A 23715-nucleotide genomic window follows, 5' to 3' on the forward strand; every position below is an offset into this window, starting at 1 on the left:
GGAACATATTGATGAATTTGCCAAAAAAAGTGACTATTATTGAAGTTGGTCCACGAGATGGACTGCAAAACGAAAAGCATTTTGTCCCTACTGAAGTGAAAACAAATTTTATAAAGAAATTAAAAGCAGCTGGAATCAAGGAAATGGAATTAACCTCATTTGTTTCCCCAAAATGGGTTCCACAAATGCGGGATGCTTCTGAGGTTGTCGAAGCATGTTTAGACAGTGATCGAAACATTGTGCTGACGCCAAATCAAAAAGGTATTGAAAGGGCAATGGCAGCATCGTGTGAGGCGATTGCATTATTTATTGGGGTTAGCGATACTTTTAACCGTAAAAATATTAATCAATCAACAAGAGATAGCGTCGAAGAGTGGAAAACAATGATCGCAGCTTTAAAAGCACAAGGACATTTTGTTCGTGCTTGTATTTCCACAGCTTTTTATTGCCCATTCGAAGGTAAAATAGCAGAAACAGCAACAATTCATTTATGTGAAGAATTGGCAAATGCAGGTGTTGATGAATTGAGTGTTGCAGATACAATTGGCATGGCAGCACCCACTGAGTCATATTCTCTATTTTCCAAACTCCATGAACGTCTATCTGGTGTACTGTTAACTGCTCATTTTCACGACACTCGCAAACTTGCGCTCGCTAACATTTATGCTGCTTTACAAGCAGGGATTCATCGCTTTGATACATCGGCTGGCGGCTTAGGTGGATGTCCATTCGCACCTGGTGCAACTGGAAATGTAGCAACAGAGGATGTCGTCTTTATGCTGGAAAGAATGAACATTAAAACGGATGTCAATCTTGATCAGTTCATAGAAGCAATTGATGTTATTGCCCCATCGCTTTCACGCCCAATTGAAAGTGGCTACTACCGGTTGGCGAAAAATAAAGAAAGAACAAAGTGATACTAAAAAAGCGAGTGAAAACGCAGCACCTTGTGTGACCTGCAAGCTAGAAAAGAGTAGCCCGTGTTTTTCCTTATTTTATACACCCGATCCAATCGAAAATAATGATTTATAGAAAACGGAGATAAGTTTCGTTTTTTGGATGAGCAGCGTTTTTCATGTATGCGGACAGGATTTGTAGATTTCTAATTACATCCAAATACCAAATATATCAACACAGCATGATTTGGAGGAAAATACATTGAAACGAACGAAAAAAGTAGCAGGGATATTAACTGGAGCCGCAATGGCGATTGCAGGGTTTGGCTATTATCTTTCTAATCGCGTGATGTATATAAAGAAAAAAGATGAAGATTTTATTTATAAAAGAGAAGTCGCTGCTAAACGACTCTCCCCAGTAGACTTTGCTGCATTGCCGAAGGAAGATATCTGGGTTCGCTCCCCTTTTGGCTATTCATTAAAAGCCCAGTTCATTCGACCTTACCCGGCATCTAAAAAATACATGATCTTTTGCCACGGTGTAACCGAAAACAAAACGAACGCTATTAAGTATATGAATATTTTTTTAGAAAGAGGCTTTAATGCCGTTATCTATGATCATCGCCGGCACGGGCAGTCAGGAGGAAAAACAAGCAGCTATGGATTTTATGAGAAGCACGATCTAAAGGCAATTGTGGATTACCTTTTATTCCGGGAAGGCAATGAGCTTTTCTTTGGCATCCATGGAGAATCGATGGGAGCAGCTACTACTTTACTTTATGCGGGCTCTGTAGAAGATCGAGCAAATTTTTATATTGTTGATTGCCCTTTTTCTGATTTTCGATCGCTACTTGCCTATCGATTCACAAAAGAAATAAAGCTTCCCGGTAAATGGTTCGTACCGCTTGCAGATTTATTTATTCGTATGCGTGATGGCTATTCGCTCGACTCTGTTTCTCCGCTTGCAGTAATCGAGGAAATTCAAAAGCCTATCCTCTTTATTCATAGCGAAAAAGATGATTTTATCTTGCCAGAAATGACAAAGGAGCTGTACGATCGGAAAAAGGGCAGCAAGAGCCTTTTTATGGCCAAAAATGGCCTCCATGCACAATCATTGAATGAAAACCGTGAAGCATATGAAAAAGCAGTCGACGATTTTCTTGAAGAGATAGTTGAAACGAAATAAACGTTGTATTCCTTAAAGGCCTCGTTATTGAAGAAAATCTCTTTTTTGACGGAGGTCTTTCTTCTTTCAGCAAATTTTTTACATATGTGTCTCTGCTTTTCTATCAGTTTTTATTACTGATGGACTGAAAGTGACTCTTCCCACCGCAATTAAAATGGCTGCGCCTACTAACATCATTAAACTTTTCGCATCAGCTGCAAGATCTCCGCCTCCGTAAATCAAACTAAAATACCCATTTGCTCCATAAGTAGCTGGCAAAAAACTTCCTATTTTCCAATAAAAAGATGATAACATTTCCCGTGGTACAATTGTTCCTGAACTTACTAATTGTGTTGCCATTGCAATAATATTAAAGATCATTCCTGGATTTCCAAACAAAATAACAAATACTTGCGTGAAACAAAGAAAACTAAAAAAGAGCAGCGATTGGAATAACCATACTGTTAACAAGCTGGTTTGCATATCCATTTTATATAATGCCATGAGTCCAAGTGTTAGCAGCGCTAATGTTAATGACAGCAGTAGATTAATCATTTGTTTAGCAAAAAAAAGCATCCATTTGTTGTATAATGTTAGCAGTTTCTGGGTTGCAAATTGAAGCTGCTGGCTCATAATCATTGCTCCTACGAAGGATGCCAATATCATTAGAAGCGGAATCATCGTCGCTGCAAATCCTTTTACATCATTTGTTTTGATGATGGACATTGTTACTGGATTTATTTGCAATGCGCCCTGCATCTCTTCGACGATCTTTTTTGCTAATTGTTCTGCGATTTCTTGATTTGGAGTTTGTATTGCAACTTCCTTTGGTAGTTGTTCGTTTATTTGCTTTTGTATGACCGTATACATTTCTTTATTAATCTTACTCGTTATTGCTGTAGCTGCCGATTCCATGATTTGCTTTGAAAGGGTAGGACTAGATTGATTAATATAATATTTTATATTACTTGTTCCTTTCGTTTGCAAATCTTTCGTAAATGTACTTGGAATATAGACAATCATATTCCATTTTCGTAGATTCATTTCTTTTTTTGCTTTTTCAAGTGTATGGATCTCTGCTGCTTGAAACGAAGCTTCCTCTACTATAGAGTTGGCAATTGTTTTACCAAAAAGGATTCTCGTGATAAAAACACCGATTAAAATCGGTGTTCTGTTCTTGGATTAACTGATCTTCACAGATAAGATTCTTTTGAAGGAAAGGATGAGGGCATCTTCATCATTCACTATTTTTAACCTTTCCTCATAAGGATTTACTTTTTGAATCCACCCCCAAAACTCTACAGGTCCATACTTTTCTGCGTATGTAATTGCAACTGCTCTCTCTTCTTCAATTGATTCAACAATCAAGCGGTTTATCTCCATAAGCTGATCATCATCAAGTACAGGATATCTAAATTCCATTTGCTCTCGCCTTGCCTCTAATAACTGCTCCCTGTGTTCCGGCAACATCATGCGGCTAGATTCCCACATTAAATTATATCCAGGAGTTAATTTGTTCGGAAACATAAAAGCTTTACACCTCTTTCTTGTTTGCCTTTCTATTTGTAATGTCCGCCAATTTTTTCAGCTCGATGATGGGCTTGCCCTGCTTCTGTTAATGATGAAGCACGGATAATAGCGGTTGGTCCATATTTGGCATAAACGAAATCTAAAGCTTTATTGATATTTTCTTTTTTTAATTGAAAATCAAATAAATTTAACTGATAATGATTTGCTGGCTGCAATTGAGAGAGAGTAACCCCAACACTGCGAATCGGCGAACCATCCCAATATTTTTGAAAGAGACGACAAGCAGGACGAAAGATATCCATGTCAAAATTAGTGGGCGAAGACAATTTCATTTGTCGGTGAAACCCAGTTGGGAAGTCGAAGTCTGCACCCCGAACCCCTACTGAAACGGTGTTGCCCATGTAATGCTTTAAACGAGATCGCCGAGCAACTTCTTCACTTAATTCAAGTAAAACAACTTTAATATCTTGAAAGGTTTCGTAATCTCTCGGCAGCGTCATATGATGGCCAATTGCCTTTTGTTGATCATGCGTTTTTACAGTAACAGGAGAATAATCAATGCCGTTAGCCGTTTGCCATAGTACTTGCCCGTTAATTCCCCATCTTTTCTTTAGAAGATTTAATGGAAAATTCGCTAAATGACCAATCGTTCGAATGCCCATCCGCTCTAAATGTTGATTCATTCGGCTGCCAACGCCGAACATTTTTCCAATTGGCAGCGGCCACATCTCTCGCTCCATATTGTCAAAATCTAATTGAAATAAGCCATTTTCGTTCTTCTTTGCAAAATTATCACATGCTATTTTCGCAAGAACCTTGTTTGGGCCGATGCCAACACGAGCATACACTCCGATTTCTTCCTGAATTGCTTTTTGAATGTTTCGAGCAATAGAAAAAGGGTCTCCAAATAGCCGCCTGCTAGCCGTTACATCCAAAAATTGTTCATCTACAGAATAAACCTCCACTAAATTGGTAAATCGGTTTAAAATATTCGTGATTTGGATAGAAACATCAAGATAATGCTGCATGCGGGGCCGCACAACAATAGCTTGTGGACATTTCTGTTGAGCTTCCCACAATCGCTCGGCATTTTGAACCCCCCATTTTTTTGCTAATGGACAAGCAGCAAGAACAACACCGCTTCGCCGTTCCGGATCTCCCGACACGATTACCGGTTTATGATGCAGCTCCGGGTGATCAACTTTTTCTACCGAAGCATAAAATGATTGGATATCAACAAGGAAAATCACTTTTTCCCTCATTACAATTCTCCTTTCTAAAAAACGAACATACTTTCGTATATAGTATATACGAAAGTATGTTCGTTTCATACTGGAAAATAATTCATTTAACGTGTGTTTTATGGAGTACTTTTGAAGTGTTTAATTAGAAGGGGTAATATACTGTTTCTTATAGATAATATAGGAACCTAACAAAATAACGATAACTGTCATCCCTAAAATGATTAAAAAGGCGAAAAACATTATTTTTATGGGAAATAATACGCACGGTATTAACAATAGTCCTCCTACGAAAAGCGCTCTGGAAAAAAAACGCCTTATTTTGTTCCAAAGATCACTATGTCCATCAGACAAAGGAATTCCTGTATTGGCGTCAGCTTTAAATCTTTGTATTGTATTACCGATAACGATAAAAGCAAATCCCACCCCTAAAGGTGCAAGCAGCAACATGTTGACCTCGTATCCAAGTCCGTTAGCAATAACCCCAGCATAAGAAGCAGAAACAATGAGTATGACAACCATTAAAATATCGTTCATACTTTTTTGGAATCTTTTGTATATCGATTTCGACTGCATCACCCTAGATAAAATAATCATTGTGATGTAAACAACAATGACACTTGCAACTAACGAAATAAGTACGATTTCTTTGGAGGCATAACTGCTAGGGTTTCCGTAATATGCAAATTCATTCGGCATCTGCTCCGGTAACATTGGATAAAACCAAAAGCTTGAGCCAACAACTACCATAACAAAAAAAGTGGCGATTAATTTACTCATCTTATTTTCCTCCTTGATTTTGGAATTGCAAAACCCATTTCATTAAATCATGAAAGACTGTCGTGTTTAGAGAATAATAAATGTATTGTCCTTTTCTTTCATCCCAGACTAATTCTGCTTGTTTTAATAAACTTAAGTGACGTGAAATACTTGGCTTTGTCATATTAAAATGTTCCGCAATTTCTCCTGCTGTTAAATCGTTTTCTTTTAAGAGATCCAATATTTTGCGTCGGGTTGGATCAGACAATGCTTTAAATGCCTGATTCAGTGACATAAGAGTTCCTCCATCTTCCATTCATTAGATATTTAGCTAATTAGCTAAATATCATATTACATGATATAAATGTAAATGTAAAGTAGATCCTGCGCCTTTTTTTTAAAGTACCTGAATAAGACAGTTTATCAAAATGAAACTTCCATCAGTGAGAATTTTCTCTCATCCCCCTAAATAGAGTCCCCAAGCTAAGAACACAACGTCCTATTCATCGCTGCAAAACAACATGAAAAATGACTCAAGACCAACAATACTGAAGATACACTAACTTGTCATTTGATAGATTTTTTATGTTAAAATCCATTCATTTGCTATGTAGGAAAAATGGCCAGAAGGCGAAAAGAATTCTTTTCGCCATTTCTCATTATCAAGCAGCTTTTTTTCTCTATATAGAAGGAAAATTTTATTATTTATCGTCTCTGGTTTGACTTCTCTTCCACTTCTTGAAATTCTCTTACTTTCTTCGCCTCAAGATCAACAATCACTTTTACTTGTTTAAAGTTATTTCGATCAGTATACTCTATCTCTGCAATTTTCTCTTTTATTTTGTGGACGATAGGATGAACTACAGTAGAGCTGCCAACTTCATTTAGTAAGATTGTTACTGCATTAGCTTCTTTTTTGCTCCACTCATCTGTATGAACAATAAATACACTGGCCTTGGCTTGCGCTGGAAGTGACGGATTGACATTTCCGGTGTACAAAACAGTCACTTTTATCCCTGGAATGATATCCTCTTTTGTAAGGGTGTCGCCTTGATCATTTGTGAATAGCACCTTCTCCAATTGAAAATATGATTCAGCTACTAATGCTTGTTTGTTTATATCTGTTACAAATCCTGTGTACGTTTTCATCAATTTGACTTCTTCAGTCTTGCTGTTCACAATCGCAGCCGCCGGTGGCTTTTCCGAATTCAGCAAGGTTATTATTTGTGAGAGATTCGTATATTGCACTAAAAACAAGTTATTATCCATCGTTATAACGTTGTTAACAACAAGCGCTTCATCGTTATGTTTTTTCAAAACAAGATAAACCGCTTTTGATTCCGCTTGACTCTTTTCATCTGTCAAGACAGTAACAGATGCAGCTTTCGCTTTACTTGGATAAGATTCAAGGATTGGACCTTCTATAACAACCTTCACCTTCATGCCAAGTTTGATATCTTGCATTGTCAGCTTTTTCCCTTGATCAGTTTTAAAAATAGCACCCTCAACACTAAAACGCGTATCAGAAATCAATAATTCATTGCCAGTGATTTTTGTTACGAAGCCTGTCTTTTCAATACTTTTAAGGGCTGGATTAATTAAATTTCCACTGCTTGCATCTCCAGGAAAAGACATAAAGAAAAGGCTAGCAATAAGAAACGCACTTATTTTTGCCATTTACAAAAACCCCCTTCCCTTTTTATAATTAGACGAAAACGGCAGCATTTTGTTACAACTTCTTTTCCATTTTTTCTCTACTTTTTCAAAAAGGCCCTCCTACCTATCTTTTCAACCATTCGTGGAAACAGCTGGTAAAAAATACTCGCTGTGTTCATCCAGCGTGGGACATTGATCTCTCGCTGCTTTGTCATCATACTCCTACAAATTTTGGCGGCAACTTTTTCGGGTGAAAGGATAAAACGTCCGAGATTTTTAACATAGTTGCCGCTTTTATCTGCTGTTTTAAAAAAATCGGTTGCAATTGGTCCAGGATTGACAGCAGTTACATAAACATTCCAACGCGACATTTCCATCCGCAAGCTATTTGTGAATCCAAGTACTGCATGCTTTGAAGCAGCATAAATACTTGATTTCGGTGTTGCCATTTTTCCTGCTTGAGAAGCGATATTGATGATATGGCCGCTTTTCCGCTTTTTCATACCGGGGATAACTGCTTGAGTACAAGCAATTAGGCCAACAACATTCACAGCAAACATCCCTTGTATATCAACGAGAACCGCTTCCTCTGCTTCTGCAAACACACCATAGCCGGCATTATTCACTAACACGTCAATGGCGCCACATGTTTTTTCAATCTCCTTGAAAAGCGGTTCAACGCTCTCAGGTTTAGAAATATCGACAGCTTTCACTAAACAGCGAACATGATATTCCCTTTCGATTTTTTCCTTCAGCAAAAGCAATTTATCATATTGGCGAGAAAGCAATACAAGATTTGCCCGATTTTTTGCACATTCATAAGCAATCTGCTCTCCTAAACCGCCTGATGCTCCCGTAATAACAACTGTTTTTTCACAAAGACGATCATTCATTCGTCATCCCTCTTCCCTATTTCGCAGTAAAATAAGCAACACCTGCATCATCTACATATTTTTCTATTGCTCCATGTGCCAGTAGATAATCTAATTGTGCAGTTGTTTCCGATAATGTTAAACCAAGTTCCCGTTGATAAATAGTAGGAAAAAGCTGTTTACAGATTGAAAAGACGGTCATTGATTGGCTTTTTAGCATTTCTCTTACTTGCAATGCTCGATCTTGCTGCTTTATTAGACGCTGTTCAACTAAAGCATGCACCTCTGAAATCTCTTCTCCATGGCCGGTAAATGCTACATCAATATCGTAGGAAAAAAGTTTTTTTAATGATGTGCGATATTGAAGCTGTGGCCGAGGGCGCTCTTCTCCCTCTTGCAGCGGTGGCTCTAATATAGGGTTAGAAGAAATAGTCGCCAACAAATGGTCTCCAGCTAATAGGGTTCGATCCTTTTCTCTATAAAAACAAAGATGGCTTTGGGCATGGCCAGGTGTCTCCAGCACTTGCCAATCTTCAAGGCCCGGGATGATTGAACCAGCTTGAATCACATTGGAAAGGGGGCGACTAGCCAATAATTTCAACGGTTTTTTTAATGCATGAAGCATTTTTAACATATCACCTTTCACACCAAATTCGGTATATAGTTGTGTATAAAATGCATCATGATGATGAAGAAAAGCTTTATCGCGGGCAAGCCACGGTACAACGTAACGATGCCCATAAATGAACACTTTATCTGGCAGCCAATCTAGTAAACCTACATGATCTGGATGATGATGTGTCAACACGACCTGTTCGATATCATCCGGTGTAAGCTTTAGCTGTGAAAGCTGAAACTGAAATGCTTCCCAAGCAGTTTTTGTTTTTACACCTGCATCAACTAACGTCAATTGCTCTCCATTAATGAGATAAAGATTAACGTCTCCGACCGTAAATGGCGTCGGTACGATTATTTTAGCAATATTCCCTATCCAAGCACTCATACCATATCTCCCTTATTTGAGGATGTTCAAAAAATCCCTAAAACCTGCGTTTCTTGATTGATGTTTACTAGTGAATCCTTTCTTGAACACACCTATCATCCTATTTTTTCTCTTGATTCTATTTTATCGATCTGATCATTAAATGTCATTTTATTCACCCGTCTTATTATTTGCCTCTTGACATCTGCTAGCCAATTGTGGATAATCACATATAAAATAAAGTTTAAATGTCCGTACATGTTCACTGTTAAAAACATCATTGCCCAAACTATTTGGGAAAAATCATTTGCTATGACCAAGACGAGTAAATAAAAAATGATGCAAGAGAATGAAGTCCATCGGCTGGAAGACTTCATCATCCTCTTTTTTATTGAACCCTACCTTGCGAGCTGTTAGCTAAAACTAACCGTCATTTCTGGCGTTAACGGAACAAGAGATAACCGTTTTTCTTTTTAGAGCGGTTAATTAAAGGTGGTACCGCGAAGCAGCCCTTTCGTCCTTTTTCTGGATGAAAGGGTTTTTTGTTTATTTTCCAGTAGCGCTTTTTGGTAAACATAGGCTGGGCATACACAGTATAGGATTTATACAAAAAAGTCTTACTTAAATCCTCAGTATTAATTAAGGAATAATAGAACACGCACTATAACGGCGTTTTAACTATAAAGGAGGACATACCAACATGAAAATTTCTTTTATTGGCGCTGGTTCAATGGCAGAAGCCATTATTAGCGGCATTATTGAAAAAGGGGTTGCTGCTCCACAGCAAGTCATGGCAACAAATCGGTCAGATGAAGAAAAATTAGCTCGGTTACAATCAAATTATGATATTCAAGTTACCTATGATAACAAGGCGCTCTTTGACGGAACGGATATTGTGGTGCTTGCAGTTAAACCAAAAGATGCAGAAGAAGTCTTACAAAAAATAAAACATTATCTTCAACCCCAAACGCTTTTTATTTCCGTATTAGCAGGAATTTCAATTACTTATCTTGAATCTATTTTAAAAGTACAGTGTCCTATTGTTAGGGCAATGCCGAACACATCAGCAACAATCGGCAAAGGTGCTACTGCTCTCGCTTTTAATGAGAGAGTGACAGCCACTGATCAAAAATTAGCACTTTCGCTGTTTCACGCAGTTGGCATTGCAGAAGTTGTAGCAGAAGAACAGTTGGACGCAATTACGGGACTTTCTGGCAGCGGCCCTGCCTATATTTATTACATTGTTGAAGCCATGGAGCAATCTGCTGCTGAAATTGGCCTTGAAAAAGAAATGGCGAAAAACTTTATACTCCAAACCTTATCTGGAGCAACTGAAATGCTGCAAAAACCGGGCAATACAGCACAAAACTTACGCCAAGCGGTGACGAGCCCAGGAGGAACGACAGAAGCTGGCATTAACATCCTTCAGCAGCATCAAGTAAAGGAAGCATTCATTTCATGTATTAAAGAAGCAATGCTAAAATCAAAAAAATTAGGCGCTGCTTTTGATAGATGATGATTCCGCAGGCAGAGAATGAAGTCAAACATGTTCGGCAACATGTCAAAAGCGTCTCCATGCCTAGAATATAAAGGAGGAAGCAATAGTGTCAGCATTATTATTTGAACCTATTACTATTAAAAATCTCACGATAAAAAACCGCATCGTTATGTCGCCAATGTGTATGTATTCAAGCTATCAAGAAAACGGAATGGTAGAAGATTGGCATTTTGTACATTACACGAGCCGTGCTGTTGGGCAAGTTGGCTGCATCATCGTTGAAGCAACTGCTGTTTCGGAGCAAGGACGCATCTCTTCACATGATTTAGGAATCTGGAATGATCAGCATATTGCAGGGTTAAAAAAATTGGTGCAAATGATGAAGGCACATGGAGCGGCTACTGGCATTCAGCTTGCTCACGCTGGTCGAAAAGCGGAAATTGATGGAGAAATTGTTGCTCCTTCGCCAATTCCTTTTACAGAAAATAAAAAAACCCCGAAGGAACTGAAGAAAGCAGAAATAAAAGCAATTGTAGAAGCATTTAAAAATGGGGCGCTCCGTGCAAAAGCAGCTGGTTTTGATTGTATTGAAATTCATGCTGCCCATGGCTATCTCATTAATGAATTCTTGTCGCCACTCACAAATAAAAGAACAGACGAATATGGCGGTTCTGCACAAAACCGTTATCGATTTTTAAAAGAAATAATCACAGCTGTATCAGCTGTCTGGCAAGGTCCATTGTTCGTCCGCATCTCTGCAAAAGATTATCATCCCGAAGGTATGGATGTAGCTGACTATATTGAAATGAGCAAATGGATGAAAGAACAAGGAGTCGATGTAATCGATGTCAGCTCAGGTGCAGTTGTTCCCGCTCGAATTCCTGTTTTTCCAGGCTACCAAGTACCATTGGCAGCGGACATAAAAAAAGGAGCGGAGATCAGAACCGGAGCAGTCGGACTAATTACAACCGGGCGGCAAGCAGAGGAAATACTCCACAATAAACAAGCAGATTTTATCTTTATCGGCCGTGAGCTATTGAGAAATCCTTATTGGCCATTAGCAGCAGCCCACGAATTGCAAGTGCAGCTTGAAGCGCCTGTACAGTACGTTCGAGGTTGGCAAGCAACATGATACATGGTCGTTATGAAGAGGAAGGGTATGCCACCCTTCCTCTTTATTATAGCTTTCCGCATACTTCTAATTTGCTTTGGTAAATGCCATTTTAATAAGGGATGTCTACTTCTAATAAGTCGTAGGACATAAGCGTATCTGGAAATACCCTCTTTGCTTCCTCCTCCAGCTGACCCCACGTTTCTTTTCCGTATCGTGAGCTAATATGTGTTAAAATCAGTTTCTTCGCATTCGCTGTTTTTGCAATTTGGGCGGCTTGTATTGTTGTTGAATGAAAATATGCAGACGCCATTTGTTCACTATCCGCTGCAAAAGTTGCTTCGTGGACAAGTATATCTGCGTCCATTGCAAGCTCAATTGCATTTTGACATGGACGTGTGTCTCCCAAAATTGCAACAATGCGCCCTTTTTGCTCGGGACCAAGAAAATCACTGCCATCGATTATCCTTCCATCTGCCAATGTAACAGTTTCTCCCTTTTTTAAAAGTTGATAAATGGGGCCTGGAGGGATTCCAGCTTCCTTAAGACTTGTAGCATCTAACGTTCCGGGCTTATCTTTTTCCGATATACGATATCCTAAACATGTAATTCCGTGATCTAACAATTTTGCTTCTACAAAAAATTGCTCATCTTCAAAAATAATTCCTTCTGAAATTTCTTTAATAAATAAAGGATATTGTAAATGAGTGTCACTTACTTGTAAAGCTGCCTCTATAAAACGCCGAATACCATGTGGACCATAAACCGTTAAGGGTGTTTTCCCCCCTTGAAAAGACCTGCTTCCTAATAATCCTGGCAGTCCAAATAAATGGTCGCCATGCAAATGTGTGATAAATATTTTTTCAAGGCGCCGCGGCTTCAATGAAGTATGTAAAATTTGATGCTGTGTTGCCTCGCCGCAATCAAATAACCATATCGCTTTCCTTTCAGCTAATAATTTTAGAGCAATTGCTGACACATTTCGCAGTTTAGCAGGGACACCAGCACCTGTTCCTAAAAATAACAATTCCACAACTTAATCCTCCGAACTACATTTTAAATACCTAATGGATATTTAAACATATTGATGTATGACCACTTTACCCACTTAAAGAGGAAATTAATCAGAAATGAATAACGATGAAATTTGGATGAGAGGCAGTTTTTGTCCTATACTGAAACAGTAATATAGACAAAGAACAACTTAATATACAAGTGAAACGGATTTTATTCCTTTTTCGTTATAATACCAAACATTTTAGCAAAAAATAATGAAAAGCGAAAGTACAAACATAAACGATTTTGGCTACTTATGTATATATAAACTATCTCTTGTTTGACAATACCATGATCCAATAGATTATTATACGATAATTATTTTCATTTTCTAGAGGATATCAATTACTTTTCTTTGAAAAGTTGGTATGATAGACATAATCGATAATGATGTCAATAGTAAATAAAACATTGCACACCAACCCACGGTTTACATATGATAACCAAGGGTCTGGCCGCTTTTGAATGATGATTAAGTACAACATCAGGTGGATATAGAGGAGGAATCACGTTGCAGAAGCCTAATATTGATGATTATTTGCAAAATGGCATTTATGGACAAAAACAAACAAAACCAGAAGAAAGAAGAAAATTTTTAGGTACGTTGCGTGAAAGAATTGTTGTCGCATTAAAAAAAGGGCAAGTGATGGAAGGCCTCTTTTTTTCTGAAATAGAAGAATTGCTAAAGGAACATCAGCAAGCTGCTCTCTATTTAAATGGCGACATTCCCTACGCCAACCTCGCTCATTATATAAAAATGGCTGAAAAACATAAAATTGTTTTTTCTATCGTTTCAAATCCAGATCATCAAACAGACATTGGCTTAGTTCTAGCCTATGACTATGCGATTGATAAGGAAGAAATCTATCTTGAGAAAAAGAAACCTGAAGAAACAACAAATCAACAAACAAGCACCAGCTTTTCAATAAAAAAACTATTAAAAAGAAAAATGTAAATATCCAAGCAAAGCCCTAGATCGGGGGTTTTCCTTTCCCCTGATCAAATTGTTGTTTTGAGAACTTGGCTCCTTGTTGAATTGCTGTTTTCCCAAATTTACTTTGCAATTTTTCAATCGTTTTATAGAGCGTTTCTTTTTCTGCTGCTTTATGAAAGGAAAACAAATTTAGCTGTTCAAAACCTTCTTCTTCTGCCATTAAATCTTGTCCAGTTACTCCAAGTAGACGTACTGGATTGCCATCCCAGTGTTCCAGGAATAAATTTTTTGCTGCTTCAAACACATCTGTTGTACGAATAATAGGATATGGTAGCTTTCTGCTTCTCGTAATTGTTTTTCGATCATGATACCGGATTGTCACCACAATATTGTTCGCTGCATATCCTTTTTTCTTTAGCCTCGAAGCCGTTTGCGCTGATAATTGATTGAGTACTTTTATTAGTTCCTTCTCGCTACTCACATCTTTTGCTAATGTTGTAGAATGCCCTATACTTTTATGTTCATTAGCAGTTTCTGGATCGACAGGGCGGTCGTCAATCCCATTTGCCCTTTCTTTCATTTTTAATCCTCTTATACCAAGTAGCTGTTTTAATTGCAGCTCATTTGCTTTTGCGATATCTCCGATTGTATATAAATGAATAGCCTTTAATTTTGCGGCTGTCTTTTGCCCGATTCCATGCATCTGAATAATAGGCAAAGGCCACAGCTTTGTCTGTACATCTCTTTTCCTAAGAATGGTGATTCCGAGCGGCTTTTTCATATTTGAAGCCATTTTTGCTAGAAACTTATTCGGAGCAATTCCAATGCTGCAAGGCAAATGAAGCTTATTTAGGATACTTTTTTGCAAGTCCTTCGCGATGTCTAATGGCGAACCGAGCTCATGACTATCCGTAATATCTATATATCCTTCATCAATAGAAACAGGCTCAACTAGATTAGAGTAGCCATTTAAAAGTTCGAACATCTCTTTTGATGCTAATCGATAACGATCCATATGAGGCGGACGGACAATTAAATGGGGGCAAAGTTTTTTTGCTTCCCATACATTCATCGTCGTCTTTACTCCGTACGCTCGAGCTTCATAGCTGCAAGTGACGATCACACCTCTGCGTTTCTCTTCTGTTCTCGCAATAGCTAATGGCTTCCCTTTTAAAGTTGGATCATAAGCGATTTCAACTGATGCAAAGAAACTATTCATATCTACATGCAGAATGACTCTGCCATTTTTCGGATAAAATTGTTTCAAGCTGGTTCCCTTCCTCCATATTGTATATCTTTTCACCTCCTAATATACTAACATACGTTCGCTTTTTTAGCATAAAAAAGATTTATATCCCCTTTTCAAGGCGTGTTTAAAGTCACGGCTGAACAATGCTGTTCCAGCCGCAACGCACGCCTCGGTTGCTTTTGAAGAATGACTATAATCGATCAGACATTTGCATTTTCCTTCTGCTCTGCCATGTATTTTATAATTTCTTTTATTCCATCTAAAGAGGAAACAAAACGCTCTGGATCGATCATCGTAATCAATCGATCTTCGAGGTTGGCAATCGCGGAAAAATATTCTGTTCGATGGTAAGCAACCAATCCAATTTGCTTTAAGCTTTCTTTAGGTATATCTATGATTTCTTTCGTTTCTTTGACAAGGATTCCTACCGGAAGCTCAGCAGTATTTAAAACAATTAAACGTAATTGCTCGTCTTGTTGAAGCTGCTTTTTATATAAAACATCACTAATATCAATTACCGGTATTAATTCTCCTCTTGCCTTCACAATACCTCTTACATAGCTCGGAAGTTGAGGAATCGTTGTTGATCTTTCGAATTTTTCAATAGAAATGACATATTTAATAGGGATGCCATAATCTTCTTGTCCTATATGAAAAATAATCGCTTTTTCATTCATTTCCATGATTCAGGCACTCCTCTCCTATTTTGCAACTTCTTGAATAATTGCGACGACCAATTGAGCAAGCTTGACAAGCTCGACCACTGGCATTCTTTCATTTGTTGTATGAATCTCCTCATAGCCAACTGCAAGATTAACAGTTGGAATCCCAAAACCAGCAATTACATTAGCATCACTTCCGCCGCCACTAGTTAATAATTTACTTTTTAAACCTAGAGAAGAAGCTGCTCTTTTTGCAATTTCAACGACTTGATCTCCATCATGAAATGAAAATCCTGGATACATCACATTTATGTCTACTTTTGCTTTACCTCCCATTTCGTTTGCTGCATCCTCAAAAGCTTTTTTCATCTTTGCTACTTGTTTTTCCATTTTTTCCGGTACTAAAGAACGAGCTTCTGCAAGAATATTAACCTGATCACAAACAATATTTGTAGCAACTCCACCTTCGAAACGGCCGATATTCGCTGTTGTTTCTTCGTCAATTCTGCCTAATGGCATTTTGGCAACAGCTTTGGAAGCAATTGTAATTGCCGACACACCTTTTTCTGGTGCAACACCCGCATGAGCTGTTTTCCCTTCGATAACTGCTTTGATTTTTGCTTGCGTAGGAGCAGCGACAACAATATTTCCGACTTGGCCATCACTATCAAGCGCATAGCCATATGCTGCTTTTAGCAACGATGGATCAAGCGCTTTAGCACCGACAAGTCCAGATTCCTCTCCAACTGTAATAATAAATTGAATCGTTCCATGTGCAATATTCTCTGCTTTTAATACTCGGATTGCTTCCAGCATAGCAGCAATGCCTGCTTTGTCATCGGCGCCTAATATCGTTGTTCCGTCTGACACGACATAACCATTTTTAATTGTTGGCTTTATTCCTTTTCCAGGAACAACCGTATCCATATGTGATGTAAAATAGATGACATCCTTATCTGCTGCTGTTCCAGGCAATGTACAAATCAAATTGCCAGCACCGTAGCCTGTTTGTGCTTTCGTTTCGTCTTCATAAACTTCAACCCCAAGTGCAGCAAACTTTTGTTTAAGAACCTTTGAAATTTCTGTTTCAAAGCCTGTTTCAGAATCAACTTGGACAAGCTCCATAAATTCATTTAGTAAACGCTCTTCATTAACCACCTTAATCTCCTCCTATTGTTCTATTGTTAGAGTGGGATATTGCCATGTTTTTTTTGTGGACGCGATTCTTTCTTATTTCTCATCATTTCTAATCCTTGAATAAGCTTAATGCGCGTTTCGCGAGGATCAATGATATCATCAATCATCCCTCTTGCAGCAGCAATATAAGGATTTGCAAACTTTTTTCGGTACTCTGTTATTTTTTGTGCTCTGATCGCTTCTGGGTCTTCACTCTTTTGAATCTCACGTGCAAAAATAATATTGGCAGCTCCTTCAGCCCCCATCGCAGCAACCTCTGCATTTGGCCACGCATAAACTAAGTCGGCTCCAATTGCTTTACTATTCAGCGCTACATAAGCACCACCGTATGCTTTACGAAGTATAACGGTTATTTTTGGTACCGTTGCTTCAGAATAGGCATAAAGTATCTTAGCTCCATGACGAATGATGCCCCCGTGCTCTTGTTTCACACCAGGAAAAAAACCAGTTACGTCCTCAAAAGTAATCAGTGGAATTTGAAAACAATCACAAAAACGAATAAAACGAGCAGCTTTATCAGAGGAATCGATATCCAATCCTCCTGCCATATATTTAGGTTGATTGCAAACTAACCCAACTACTTCCCCGCGAATACGAGCAAACCCAATCACGATATTTTTAGCAAACGCTTTTTGTACTTCAAGAAAAGAATCTTTATCGACAATTTGCTCTATTACCTTTCGAACATCATAAGGTCTTACTGTATCGATAGGAACAATTTCCAGCAATTCTGGCCGCTTATCATCATCTTTTTTAAAAGCTAAAGCAATTGGGGGTTTTTCCCTATTGTTTTGTGGTAAATAGCTTAGCAAAATGCGTACCATCTGCAAAACTTCTTCTTCACTCTTCCCACGAAAATGGACATTGCCGCTTATTGCACTATGTACTTTTGAGCCGCCAAGATTCTCAGCTGAAATGTTTTCTCCAGTCACCGTTTCAATCACCTTAGGACCAGTAATAAACATTTGGCTTGTTTTGTCAACCATAAAAACAAAATCAGTGATTGCTGGTGAATAAACAGCGCCGCCTGCACAAGGCCCCATGATTACGGAAATTTGCGGAATGACACCAGAGTAAACTGCGTTGCGATAAAAGACATGGCCGTAGCCGTCAAGAGAAAGAACACCTTCTTGAATCCTGGCACCTCCTGAATCATTTAAACCAACAAAAGGAGTGCCATTTTTAACTGCTAAGTCCATTGCTTTGACGATTTTCTCTGCATGCATTTCTCCTAATGCACCACCAAAAACAGTACAGTCTTGTGAAAACAAATAAATCGGCCTTCCGTTTACTTTTCCATAACCTGTTACGACGCCATCACCTGGACATTTTATTTTATCTAAACCAAAATCGACCGAACGGTGTTCAATAAATGGGTTCAATTCTACAAAAGTATCTTCGTCTAATAAAAGATTGATTCTTTCCCGAGCTGTAAGCTTGCCTTCTTCACGCTGTTTTGCTTGCTTATGATCCCCGCCTCCTTGTTCAATTTTAAGGCGGCGGTCATAGAGTTCATTGATTTTCTCATACATATCTGCCACTTATTGTCTCCTCCAGTGCTTGTTTCTCACATAATTCATACAAAACACCATACGTTGATTTTGGATGGAGAAAAACAACTTGTGACCCTCTTGCACCTTGCTTAGGTTTTTCTTGAATCATTTGAATGCCATACTCTTTTAAATCCGCTACCCGTTCTTCAATTGCTGTCACTCCAAAGGCAATGTGATGAACTCCTTCCCCACATTTTGCAATAAATGCAGCAATAGCACTCGTTTCATGTATCGGCTCTAACAATTCAATTTTAACATTATTCACTGCAATAAAGGCAACACGAACTTGTTCTGATTCTACTTCTTCTATGCCAAGGCACGTAAAACCTAAAATTCTCGTATAAAATGGCAGTGTTTTTTCAATTGAGCGGACCGCAATCCCAATATGATCCACTTTTTTCACATCTCTCACTCCTTGATTTTTTATTGTAATTGTTTTTTATTATTCCCTACATTTTAGTGTTTACCTATGTGAAGATGGATTACTTAAAATCATCATGAACCGCGGAAGCAGATGGTGTTTTTATTCGTGGTACAAAAAAGAAGAAAAGTTGGGTATGTTTAGAAGGAAGGTACGATAACCCCGTGAGGTCTCCATTTTTACCGAAAGGACACTTATCTATAAGGGTAAACTGAAATGATGAATGTGGATGAGAAGTCAGACTTTCTCATAGTACGGGAGTAATGTAAGGACCAAAAACGAGAAAAACGCTTACCTTGAGTAAAGAAAAGTGGATAGAACAAGTGAATCCAATTATTCGAGGGAAAGTAAATTATTTCCTCACCCTATACGAAGCATCCAAGAAAATGCAAAGTATAGAAAGTTCGTGTTTCTTCAAAGCGTTTGGCAAAGAGCTGTTAGCACTTGATGGATATACACGACAACAATTAAGAGTAGCCATGGTACACAATCATCCTGGCCAAAGAAAAGGTGCGATGAAGACTAAATGGAACAATGAATTTTTTGCGAAGATAGGTATTATCCCGTCATATTGGTACTATTACCATAAGATATACGGTTTCTCTTTGGAGAGCTGCATGATGCGAATGAAAATGAAACAGCAAAATAAACAGAAAAGACAAATACAAAGAGTAAAAGAAAATGGACAAGAGTATTACACCTCCGAGCGAATCCGTAAAATAAACTATGTCCAAAGATTAGCAACGTATAACACATTGGTAAGCGGTATGCCTTAATAGGGCACGTACGGTTTGATGAGAAGGTAGCCTTGAAAAGATTACCCTACTCTATTTTAAAGATTAAAGTTTGTTTTTGAAAAAAATATCAAAATATAATATTATTTACATTTTTTATATTTTTGTTAATGTAGATTATGGTAGATTTAATAACTACTAGAATTCTCGAGTAAAGATTACTTCTTACAATCCAATGCACCATCTAGGTTTTCTGGATATACTCGATAGCATATTCTTTGTAATCTAAAAAATGGTCAATGATTAAATTGATGACCATTCCTATTTGTTTATGAGGAGATTCTTATTATGAGCACAACTCAATTAAAAATAATTGCCGTCATTGCTATGTTAATCGATCATGTTGGTTTATTTATCCCAAATACACCTGAATGGTTTCGGTGGATTGGACGTATTGCCATTCCTATTTTTATTTTTGCGATTGTGGTTGGCTATACACACACCTCTAATCGAAAAAAATACCTTCTACGGGTATATGTTGCTAGTTTCGGAATGTCTTTCATTGTGTTATGGCTAAATTTGGCACTTAATGATATGCATTACTCTCTGACTACTAATTTTTTTGCACCCCTATTTCTCATTGTTTTTATCATAAGCATCGTAAAGAAAAAGCAACTAAAATACATCATTCTATTTTTAATGTGGCAAATCATAACATTCTTTCTCATTATTCTCCTGGCAGGAATCCTTGATTTTCCCTATGTTTATGATCCGTATGCTGCTTATTATTTCTGGGGTTCTATACTTGGAAATATTCTCTTTGTTGAAGGTGGACCATTATTCATATTGTTAGGCGTATCACTTTATTTTGCTCGTAAAAGGAAAATAAATATACTTATTTTATACGCCTTCTTTTCCTATTGTTGTTTCTATGCGTCTCAAAGATGGGGTTCTGTCCCTATTCCTGAGGCTAGATTTTCATTTCCATTTGCCGACTATCAATGGATGATGATTGCAGCATTACCACTAATATTAATCTATAACAATAAGAAAGGGTTAGGACTGAAATACTTCTTTTATATTTTTTATCCAACTCATATTGTTATTCTGTTCTTGCTTGGTATCTATCTTCAACAATAATAAGTTTTTTCCTGATTTGATCAATTCAAGATTCATCATCAATCGCGAAGCACGGCTATTTCCATCCGTAAAAGGGTGAATATGTACAAATTTACTGTGAAACTTGGCTACCTTTTCAATTGGATGGAGGTCTTGTTCTTGGTTGTGCCATTTAATTAGCTCCTCCATTAATTGAGAAACCTTTATAATCTCAGGGGGATATGATTCGCCCCTGAGTATAAAGGTTCGTTTTACGATAAACTCCAGCATTTGAATTGTCTATCCCGTGGAAAATAAAAGTTGCGAAGCTTTACCCCATTGTTTAAGTGCTTGTCATTCAAGTAAAAAGTAGCTAAAATAGTGTTATAGAAGGTTTTACCGTTGTCATATAAAATAGCTAACCATCGTAATAAATACACGCAGTTAAGTACATTTGTTATCACTTAAAATGATAAGGAGAGTAGAAATGTCTAACAAAAAAATGCAAAAAATCGTCATTTTTTTAATGTTATTTGCAATGCTTGCTACGTCATTGCTCGCAGGTTTATCTTTCTTATTTTAAATAGAAATCACTGTAATCCTATTTTAATAAGTGGCTCAAACAGACGCTTTTCATGCGTCATTTGAGTCACCTCATTGCACCATGCTCTCTCGCAATCTCTTCAAAGGAATTCTCTGTATTCACAATGAATATCTTTGTACCAATTGGAACAAGCTCATAAAGTGTCTCCACGACCGGATTAGATAAACGGATGCAGCCATTTGACACATATTTGCCGATCGAATCTGGTTGATTCGTACCATGTAATCCATAAATCCCTCCATTGGTATCTCTTGCATCAAAGCCTATCCACCTTGTGCCAAGTGGATTTCTCGGATGGCCTCCGGGAATATGCGCTCGACTGTAATAGGGAGAACGGTGTTTCACGATCAATGTAAATATTCCCTCAGGCGTCAAATCATTTGTTTTGCCAGTTGCTACCTTCGTATGCAATTGAATCTTTCCATCTTTTACCCACACCAATTCATTTATCCTTTTATTGACAATGACAACAGGATCTCCAGGCAATGTATCACCCAACGGCCAAAGGGGAGAACCTATCATCAGCAATATGAAAAAAAACGCATCACATCACCACATTCTTTTTTACCTAGTTTGCTTAGTAACAGGATGAATATGCATGTTTTCATGTCCCTGTTCATCAAGTTTTTACAAAGAATAATAAAAAACGTACAGTATGATGGCAATCTAGCCTCGTGTTAGATATCTTGAAAACGAAAAATGACCCTTTTAATGGAAGCTCCGTATGTCCTATCAAAAGTTTCTTTCATGCATTAAATTTCAATGTGCATGGATGTTTAAAATGAAATATCAATTTCATTATTATTATATTAGCAAACTAGTTTGTTGATATTGATTCTCATCTGTGTCATAATCTTTGTGGACTTGATTAATCAATTCTTTTATTTATCAATTTTATTTAATAAGCAGGTGATTTTTATGTTTAAAGCAAAAAAGTGGTCAGGATTAATTTTAATCCTATCTCTTACCCTAGTTTTTGCGTCTTGCAGCAAAAATGAAGAAACATCATCGAATGGAGATCAGCTTACTAAAAATGACAAGTTAGTGGTTGCTACGTCAGGAACTCTCTATCCTACATCCTATCACTCAGATGAAACAAATGAGTTAACTGGCTTTGAAGTAGAAGTTGTTCGTGAGATGGCAAAACGTTTAGAGTTAGACGTTGAATTTGTCGAAATGGGTGTTGACGGCATGCTAACCTCTATTAATAGCGGGACGGTTGATTTGGCAGCCAATGACATGGACATCACTGACGAAAGGGAAGAAAAATTTCAATTCACTATTCCTTATAAACATTCCTACGGCAGTGCAATTGTAAGAGCAGACGATTTATCAGGGATTAAAACGTTGGAAGATTTAAAAGGAAAGAAAGCAGCTGGGGCATCTACGACTGTCTATATGGAAATTGCACGCAAATATGGTGCTGAGGAAGTTATCTATGACAATGTTACAAATGATCAGTATTTACGTGATGTTGGAATTGGACGAACAGATGTGATTTTAAATGATTTCTATCTACAAAGTCTTGCTATAGCTGCTTTTCCAGACTTAGGTGTTATCATTCATCCTGATTTATTTTATTTTCCGAACGCTCAAGCGATGATCATGAAAAAAGACAACAAAGAGCTATTGGAAAAAATCAATCCTGTTATTCAAGAAATGTTAGATGATGGAACAATAAGCGAACTATCTAAACAATTTTTTTCTGGTGCCGATGTCTCACAAAAACCAGATATTGATTTTGAATAGACAAAGCCAAAAGGAGTCAAATGATGACTGATATACAATGGCAATATTTATTTGATGCTGATTTGGCCATGCGTTCATTTCCTTTCGTTATAAAAGGAATCGGCTACACGCTGTTGATCTCCTTGGCAAGCATGGCAATAAGTTTGGTATTAGGGCTTTTTATTGCCCTTGCTCGCGCCGCAAATTCCATCATATTTAGTTGGCCAGCACGGGTGTATATTTCTTTTATGCGCGGAGTGCCGGTGCTTGTCATTTTATTTATCTTATATTTTGGCTTTCCCGTCATTGGCATTCAGTTTCATGCAACCACTGCAGCCATTATAGGTTTCAGTTTAAATTGTGCCGCTTATATCGCAGAAATCAATCGTTCAGCTCTTTCTTCTATAGACAAAGGGCAGTGGGAAGCAGCAGCTGCACTTGGGCTAAGCAATTGGCAAACATTATGGAAAATCATCATCCCACAGGGAATTAGAATTGCGATCCCACCGTTGTCTAATGTTTTTTTAGACTTGATAAAAGCTTCTTCTCTAGCTGCAATGATCACTGTACCAGAACTTTTCCAACAAGCTAAAATTGTTGGCGGCAGGGAATTTGACTATATGACAATGTACATTTTAGTAGCACTTATCTATTGGGGCATTTGCTTCATCATGACCATATTGCAGCATTACTTGGAAAAACGGTTTGCAGTTTATCAAGCATAATCGCAATGACTATCATACATATTATTCAAGTCCTCTCCATTGTA

26 protein-coding genes are annotated in these 23715 nt (G+C 37.8%); 10 read left to right on the plus strand and 16 right to left on the minus strand.

The features are described from left to right. The first annotated feature begins 11 nt into the window (after nt 1-11). Nucleotides 12-917, plus strand: coding sequence for a hydroxymethylglutaryl-CoA lyase (locus tag J2S08_RS04515; protein WP_307227076.1), 906 nt, complete (start codon nt 12-14; stop codon nt 915-917). Between the two features lie 286 nt (nt 918-1203). Continuing rightward, nucleotides 1204-2082 carry an alpha/beta hydrolase gene (locus J2S08_RS04520; protein ID WP_307227332.1) on the plus strand — a complete coding sequence of 293 codons (879 nt, stop codon included), beginning with the start codon at nt 1204-1206 and terminating at the stop codon, nt 2080-2082. Between the two features lie 78 nt (nt 2083-2160). Here the strand turns inward: J2S08_RS04520 and J2S08_RS04525 are convergent, their stop codons facing one another. The 8 genes from J2S08_RS04525 to J2S08_RS04560 form a co-directional block, all read right to left on the minus strand. Beyond that, nucleotides 2161-3225: a YhgE/Pip domain-containing protein gene (locus J2S08_RS04525; protein ID WP_307227335.1), complete on the minus strand. Its 1065-nt coding sequence runs from the start codon at nt 3223-3225 to the stop codon at nt 2161-2163. A gap of 18 nt (nt 3226-3243) precedes the next feature. Beyond that, on the minus strand, nt 3244-3588 hold the full coding sequence (locus J2S08_RS04530; protein WP_307227078.1) for a YolD-like family protein: 345 nt from the start codon (nt 3586-3588) through the stop codon (nt 3244-3246). Nucleotides 3589-3620: 32 nt separating this feature from the next. After that, nucleotides 3621-4853, minus strand: coding sequence for a DNA polymerase IV (locus tag J2S08_RS04535; protein ID WP_307227079.1), 1233 nt, complete (start codon nt 4851-4853; stop codon nt 3621-3623). Nucleotides 4854-4973: 120 nt separating this feature from the next. After that, on the minus strand, nt 4974-5612 hold the full coding sequence (locus J2S08_RS04540) for an SdpI family protein (protein WP_307227081.1): 639 nt from the start codon (nt 5610-5612) through the stop codon (nt 4974-4976). Between the two features lies 1 nt (nt 5613). Then, nucleotides 5614-5880, minus strand: coding sequence for an autorepressor SdpR family transcription factor (locus J2S08_RS04545; protein ID WP_307227337.1), 267 nt, complete (start codon nt 5878-5880; stop codon nt 5614-5616). Between the two features lie 416 nt (nt 5881-6296). Next, nucleotides 6297-7268 (minus strand): DUF3221 domain-containing protein, encoded by a 972-nt coding sequence (locus tag J2S08_RS04550; RefSeq protein ID WP_307227083.1) that lies wholly within the window; start codon nt 7266-7268, stop codon nt 6297-6299. Between the two features lie 77 nt (nt 7269-7345). Beyond that, entirely contained in the window at nt 7346-8140 is a 795-nt protein-coding gene (locus J2S08_RS04555; protein WP_307227085.1) for an SDR family NAD(P)-dependent oxidoreductase, read from the minus strand. A gap of 16 nt (nt 8141-8156) precedes the next feature. Beyond that, nucleotides 8157-9122: an MBL fold metallo-hydrolase gene (locus tag J2S08_RS04560; protein ID WP_307227087.1), complete on the minus strand. Its 966-nt coding sequence runs from the start codon at nt 9120-9122 to the stop codon at nt 8157-8159. A gap of 679 nt (nt 9123-9801) precedes the next feature. On the opposite strand from J2S08_RS04560, the gene proC reads away from it, so the two are divergent. Together proC and namA are read left to right on the plus strand one after the other, a co-directional pair. Next, nucleotides 9802-10617, plus strand: coding sequence for a pyrroline-5-carboxylate reductase (proC, locus tag J2S08_RS04565; protein ID WP_307227089.1), 816 nt, complete (start codon nt 9802-9804; stop codon nt 10615-10617). A gap of 88 nt (nt 10618-10705) precedes the next feature. After that, entirely contained in the window at nt 10706-11731 is a 1026-nt protein-coding gene (namA, locus tag J2S08_RS04570; protein WP_307227091.1) for an NADPH dehydrogenase NamA, read from the plus strand. A gap of 91 nt (nt 11732-11822) precedes the next feature. On the opposite strand, the gene rnz is transcribed toward namA, so the two are convergent. Beyond that, entirely contained in the window at nt 11823-12743 is a 921-nt protein-coding gene (rnz, locus tag J2S08_RS04575) for a ribonuclease Z (RefSeq protein WP_307227093.1), read from the minus strand. Between the two features lie 534 nt (nt 12744-13277). On the opposite strand from rnz, the gene J2S08_RS04580 reads away from it, so the two are divergent. Then, nucleotides 13278-13721, plus strand: coding sequence for a YueI family protein (locus tag J2S08_RS04580; protein ID WP_307227095.1), 444 nt, complete (start codon nt 13278-13280; stop codon nt 13719-13721). Between the two features lie 16 nt (nt 13722-13737). On the opposite strand, the gene J2S08_RS04585 is transcribed toward J2S08_RS04580, so the two are convergent. From J2S08_RS04585 to mce, 5 genes are all read right to left on the minus strand, one after another. Continuing rightward, on the minus strand, nt 13738-14967 hold the full coding sequence (locus J2S08_RS04585) for a DNA polymerase IV (RefSeq protein WP_307227096.1): 1230 nt from the start codon (nt 14965-14967) through the stop codon (nt 13738-13740). A 182-nt stretch (nt 14968-15149) separates the two neighbouring features. Then, a complete protein-coding gene (locus J2S08_RS04590; RefSeq protein ID WP_307227098.1) occupies nt 15150-15632 on the minus strand; it encodes a chemotaxis protein CheW in 483 nt (160 codons plus the stop codon). 18 nt (nt 15633-15650) lie between these two features. Further along, nucleotides 15651-16769 carry a tripeptidase T gene (locus J2S08_RS04595; protein WP_307227100.1) on the minus strand — a complete coding sequence of 373 codons (1119 nt, stop codon included), beginning with the start codon at nt 16767-16769 and terminating at the stop codon, nt 15651-15653. Between the two features lie 26 nt (nt 16770-16795). After that, a complete protein-coding gene (locus tag J2S08_RS04600) occupies nt 16796-18340 on the minus strand; it encodes an acyl-CoA carboxylase subunit beta (protein ID WP_370875632.1) in 1545 nt (514 codons plus the stop codon). After that, nucleotides 18333-18764, minus strand: coding sequence for a methylmalonyl-CoA epimerase (mce, locus tag J2S08_RS04605; RefSeq protein WP_307227104.1), 432 nt, complete (start codon nt 18762-18764; stop codon nt 18333-18335). The genes J2S08_RS04600 and mce overlap by 8 nt, the downstream gene beginning before the upstream one ends. Nucleotides 18765-19078: 314 nt before the next feature. Here mce and J2S08_RS04610 point away from each other — a divergent pair, with 314 nt between their 5' ends. Further along, complete coding sequence (locus J2S08_RS04610) at nt 19079-19558, plus strand: hypothetical protein (RefSeq protein WP_307227105.1); 480 nt, start codon at nt 19079-19081, stop codon at nt 19556-19558. Between the two features lie 306 nt (nt 19559-19864). Continuing rightward, on the plus strand, nt 19865-20656 hold the full coding sequence (locus J2S08_RS04615; protein WP_307227107.1) for a TraX family protein: 792 nt from the start codon (nt 19865-19867) through the stop codon (nt 20654-20656). Here J2S08_RS04615 and J2S08_RS22430 read toward each other — a convergent pair. Beyond that, nucleotides 20573-20905 carry a Fic family protein gene (locus J2S08_RS22430; RefSeq protein WP_370875628.1) on the minus strand — a complete coding sequence of 111 codons (333 nt, stop codon included), beginning with the start codon at nt 20903-20905 and terminating at the stop codon, nt 20573-20575. The two genes, J2S08_RS04615 and J2S08_RS22430, sit on opposite strands and share 84 nt — an antisense overlap. A gap of 196 nt (nt 20906-21101) precedes the next feature. Here J2S08_RS22430 and prli42 point away from each other — a divergent pair, with 196 nt between their 5' ends. Next, complete coding sequence (gene prli42, locus J2S08_RS04620; RefSeq protein ID WP_307227109.1) at nt 21102-21197, plus strand: stressosome-associated protein Prli42; 96 nt, start codon at nt 21102-21104, stop codon at nt 21195-21197. A gap of 66 nt (nt 21198-21263) precedes the next feature. Here the strand turns inward: prli42 and J2S08_RS04625 are convergent, their stop codons facing one another. Beyond that, a complete protein-coding gene (locus J2S08_RS04625) occupies nt 21264-21740 on the minus strand; it encodes a L,D-transpeptidase (RefSeq protein ID WP_307227338.1) in 477 nt (158 codons plus the stop codon). Between the two features lie 396 nt (nt 21741-22136). On the opposite strand from J2S08_RS04625, the gene J2S08_RS04630 reads away from it, so the two are divergent. Then, the gene (locus J2S08_RS04630) at nt 22137-22967 is read left to right on the plus strand and encodes a transporter substrate-binding domain-containing protein (protein ID WP_307227111.1); all 831 of its coding nucleotides are present in this window, start codon (nt 22137-22139) and stop codon (nt 22965-22967) included. Nucleotides 22968-22987: 20 nt separating this feature from the next. Further along, on the plus strand, nt 22988-23671 hold the full coding sequence (locus tag J2S08_RS04635) for an amino acid ABC transporter permease (protein WP_307227112.1): 684 nt from the start codon (nt 22988-22990) through the stop codon (nt 23669-23671). Nucleotides 23672-23715: the final 44 nt, after the last annotated feature.

It is taken from the genome of Bacillus chungangensis, assembly GCF_030812995.1.
GTDB classification, from domain to species: Bacteria; Bacillota; Bacilli; order Bacillales; family Bacillaceae_C; genus Bacillus_CF; species Bacillus_CF chungangensis.

Excerpts from the sequence above, each read along its gene's own strand:
- J2S08_RS04515 (WP_307227076.1), top strand. The coding sequence starts at position 12 with ATGAATTTGCCAAAAAAAGTGACTATTATTGAAGTTGGTCCACGAGAT.
- J2S08_RS04520 (WP_307227332.1), top strand. The coding sequence starts at position 1,204 with ATGGCGATTGCAGGGTTTGGCTATTATCTTTCTAATCGCGTGATGTAT.
- J2S08_RS04530 (WP_307227078.1), bottom strand. The coding sequence starts at position 3,588 with ATGTTTCCGAACAAATTAACTCCTGGATATAATTTAATGTGGGAATCT.
- J2S08_RS04535 (WP_307227079.1), bottom strand. The coding sequence starts at position 4,853 with ATGAGGGAAAAAGTGATTTTCCTTGTTGATATCCAATCATTTTATGCT.
- J2S08_RS04540 (WP_307227081.1), bottom strand. The coding sequence starts at position 5,612 with ATGAGTAAATTAATCGCCACTTTTTTTGTTATGGTAGTTGTTGGCTCA.
- J2S08_RS04550 (WP_307227083.1), bottom strand. The coding sequence starts at position 7,268 with ATGGCAAAAATAAGTGCGTTTCTTATTGCTAGCCTTTTCTTTATGTCT.
- J2S08_RS04555 (WP_307227085.1), bottom strand. The coding sequence starts at position 8,140 with ATGAATGATCGTCTTTGTGAAAAAACAGTTGTTATTACGGGAGCATCA.
- J2S08_RS04560 (WP_307227087.1), bottom strand. The coding sequence starts at position 9,122 with ATGAGTGCTTGGATAGGGAATATTGCTAAAATAATCGTACCGACGCCA.
- proC (WP_307227089.1), top strand. The coding sequence starts at position 9,802 with ATGAAAATTTCTTTTATTGGCGCTGGTTCAATGGCAGAAGCCATTATT.
- J2S08_RS04590 (WP_307227098.1), bottom strand. The coding sequence starts at position 15,632 with ATGGAAATGAATGAAAAAGCGATTATTTTTCATATAGGACAAGAAGAT.
- J2S08_RS04600 (WP_370875632.1), bottom strand. The coding sequence starts at position 18,340 with ATGTATGAGAAAATCAATGAACTCTATGACCGCCGCCTTAAAATTGAA.
- J2S08_RS04615 (WP_307227107.1), top strand. The coding sequence starts at position 19,865 with ATGAGCACAACTCAATTAAAAATAATTGCCGTCATTGCTATGTTAATC.
- J2S08_RS22430 (WP_370875628.1), bottom strand. The coding sequence starts at position 20,905 with ATGCTGGAGTTTATCGTAAAACGAACCTTTATACTCAGGGGCGAATCA.
- prli42 (WP_307227109.1), top strand. The coding sequence starts at position 21,102 with ATGTCTAACAAAAAAATGCAAAAAATCGTCATTTTTTTAATGTTATTT.
- J2S08_RS04625 (WP_307227338.1), bottom strand. The coding sequence starts at position 21,740 with ATGATAGGTTCTCCCCTTTGGCCGTTGGGTGATACATTGCCTGGAGAT.
- J2S08_RS04630 (WP_307227111.1), top strand. The coding sequence starts at position 22,137 with ATGTTTAAAGCAAAAAAGTGGTCAGGATTAATTTTAATCCTATCTCTT.
- J2S08_RS04635 (WP_307227112.1), top strand. The coding sequence starts at position 22,988 with ATGATGACTGATATACAATGGCAATATTTATTTGATGCTGATTTGGCC.